The 3,391-nt window shown below is 48.6% G+C and carries 2 protein-coding genes; both read left to right on the top strand.

Features of this window, described 5'->3' with window-relative positions; translation table 11 throughout:
- A partial coding sequence (locus VIP81_RS19910) for a hypothetical protein (protein ID WP_331965181.1) occupies positions 1 to 2,624 on the top strand: 2,624 nt, incomplete at its 5' end.
- 3 nt (positions 2,625 to 2,627) lie between these two features.
- The coding region (locus VIP81_RS19905; protein ID WP_331965178.1) for an HNH endonuclease signature motif containing protein at positions 2,628 to 3,391 on the top strand (764 nt) is incomplete at its 3' end.

The raw sequence follows: 3,391 nt of genomic DNA, 5'->3' as shown, positions 1-3,391 counted from the left end.
ATCTTACATTTACCGGCATATCATTCGGACTGGAAAAAATTGCCGACACCGAAGACCGCTTCCAGATTGTTCCGGGCAGCGGTGATACCATGCCGTCTTATCTGCGTACGATATACGGACAACCCATTTCCCTGCAACCCGTTACCACCGGCACTACACCAGCGCAATTAGTATTTCAGACATACGCCGATCCGGCAAAGTCTCCCGCATATTACCTGGCACCGAAGGGCGCCTTTACCCTTGGCATGAAACAGGAAAGTCCTGCTGCATGCCAGTTATTACCAGGACTCGCAGGCACTGAAGCGATTTCCTTTACGCCCGGAGATCAGATCATTTTTTATCCGGACAATGCGGCCTACGCCGACGCCGGACTTAGCAGTGTGGAACTGGATACTACTTACACCGCCTCCTGGGCATTTGTGAAAGCTATCGACAGTCATGCGCCGGTGATATACGCTGCTGCTCCCACAGTGGCCAGTTTATATGAACCTTCCAACACCGCCGGTCTGCTCGATGCTTTCTATAACACGACGGCGCAATTGCCCGCAGAAGGTACTGCCGCACTCAGCTTTCCACTGGCGCCATATGCTGGTCTCAGCACTTCAAAAGGAGCTCCCTTTTCTCCCGACAAGATTGCTCCTTTTGAAACTAAACTCATAGCGCCAGCGCGCAAAAAACAGATGGATGCTATGCCTGCCCCGAAGCAATCTGCCACGGATGCACCTTCTGTTGTTACCAGCACCCCGCAGGGATTACTGGCCACCATTGCAGGGCTCAACTGGCAGGAAGTACTACTGGCGCACAACACAGAAATACCCACCGACCTGCGATTTGTAAACCTGCCGGTGCCGCTGCGGAATGCATTTCAGACAGACAATCTTTTCCTTGTTATCTCCGATAATAAAAACATTGGCACCTTTGAACACTCACTTTCCATCGAAGGCTGGCAATTCAATATAGATATACCTGCACGCAATCCTGCAAATGATCCGGACCAGCGCAATATCCTCATACTGAAATTTCGCCCCGGCGCATTATTTGACCTTGTTGCTGATCTTAAAACGTGGACGGACCCGTTGTCATTCAACTATGACAGCAACCAACTGCAGGGCACTCAAACATGGTTACTGAATTACTTTATTGATGCACAATCCCAGCAAGACGATCCACAGTACGCCAATTTTCTGAACATCCTGCAAGATCCTCAATGGTATGGTATTCTGGCGCTGAAGGTAGACATCAACCTGGGTAATTTTCCGAAAGATCTACGCGGGCTGCTGGGCGCCATGGACCTGAAGCGCTTTTATGCACATCATATAGGTGTGCAGGTAAATTTTGTTACGCAGGATGCCCAAAACCTGGACAAACCCATTGCGGTACAACGCAGTAATATGTTCGGGCTGATCAACTATACCGACCCATCCTATCATCGGGTACAACAAAACAGCGGAGATAACGGTAACGGCAGTACGCTCACTGTTAAGGATGCTGATAACAGTTTGCAAGATGCCACTTATAGCTATAAGGTGCTTTTTCTCCAGATCATTTTTGCCAATACCATCATTACCAATTTCGACAGTAAGCTGGAACTTACGGCCCGTAAGTGGTTTGAAGAGGCTGCATCGCTAAACCCACCCGCTACCAAGACAGATGATACACCGCCACCTGCGAACTACTCCATGATCTTTGATGGTCACTATGAAAATCATGATGGCCATCAGACCTATACTTTCCTGACCAGCAAAGGTCTCTCCTATCAGTATTTCCTGAGCAGTGCTGTATTGAATTATACAGATTTTATAAAAGCACAGTTTCAAACCGTTAACTCCGTACCGGAAAAGGCGGTACCCACCACAGAACTGGTGACAGCCAAATTCACTTTCTATGGTTACCTGAATTTCCGTGAGCTGGAAAATTTTGATGGCTTTTCTTTCGGCGCACCGAAAGGCCAGGAACTGGTACCAGCGCGGGGATTATACTTCTCTAATCTTGCACTGGATGTAAGTTTCAAACTGGATACAAAGCAGAACAGCACCAGTGCACTGGCGATTTCCCTGAACACAGCCAACACCGCTTTTGATCAATCACTCAGCACGGTGCGCGACAAAAGTTTTGCCGCTGCATTCCCGATAAGTCCGAATGACATTTTGCAAGGCAGCGGAGATAATACGCCCAAGAAACTGAACTATCTGCAGGTGATCCCTCCGGTTAATTTCAGCACCGGTGGTTTACAGGACGCCTGGTATGCTATCAATTTTGATGTGCATTGGGGCGGGCCTGGCGCGCTGGCCAGTCAGAAAGGATTTATACCGCAATTGCTGCTGGCATGGAGCCCCGGCGCCGGCACGGCCAATGTGGGCATCTTCCTGCAACTGCCCGGCTCCGGTGGCGGTGGCAATACCTTCAGTATCCAGAATGTGCTGAAGCTGTCTGCCGGACCTTTTCAACTGAAAAAGGTAGTACATGACGGCGATAAAGTGAGTTATAATTTATTCCTGATAAACCTCTCTCTGAGTTTGTTTGGCCTGAAACTGCCGCCCGCGGGGAATGTAAACCTCGTGTTGCTCGGCGATCAGGAACAACCAGGCACACTGGGATGGTATGGCGCATATATAAATTTATAAACAATGAGACCAGTTTCTTTCGCTACTAATCCATCGTACCAGATACCACTGAATATGCGGACCAATACACAGGACATACGGACTGGGCTGGCCACCCATGGTATCTATCCTGTTCTTGGAAAAACTACTTACCGCACGCAGCGGATTTTGGACCTGCTGCAGACACTTACCTTTGCCAATGGTGGTGAAGATGACTGGGACAACTTAAACCTGGTGGACCAGGAGCTGGTTACCTCCCTGATCAATTATTTTACCAAGAATGACAGCGTAAACTACGGAAATGCCCGCGCGTCGTTGATTGAAAACTACGGGCAGTACTGTAATTACTGCGGTATGCCCGTACAGGATTCTTCTTTGGCGGTGGAACACCGGCTTCCAAAAGCGGAATTTCCGGGACTGATGCTGAATTATATGAACTTCTTCCTGGCATGCCCTATGTGTAATTCCTACAAGGGCTCAAAGCCCACCTATACTGTTTGTAAAAACTGGGCTATTAAAAAACAGGGCATTCCGAAACCCAACATGGTGGAAGTAGGCAATGGTGGCTACGACAGACAGGTATGGCCCAATCGTCCTACGGCCTATACCGGATTTACCCCCGTCATGTATAACCAGGCCTCTGATAAGGAGGTCCCGTTGCAATATGCACTGAACATTGACAATGATGTAGTAGATACCAAGAATAATACCGTACAGGCCATACTTCCCGGATATAAAAACGGACAGGAGGTTACAATAGCTGTAAAGTTTGAATCCGTAAGTACCCT

The organism is Chitinophaga sp., from assembly GCF_036566945.1.
Taxonomy (GTDB): Bacteria; Bacteroidota; Bacteroidia; order Chitinophagales; family Chitinophagaceae; genus Chitinophaga.
Note: the sequence above shows the minus strand (reverse complement) of the source record. Positions and strands in the feature narration are given on the sequence as shown.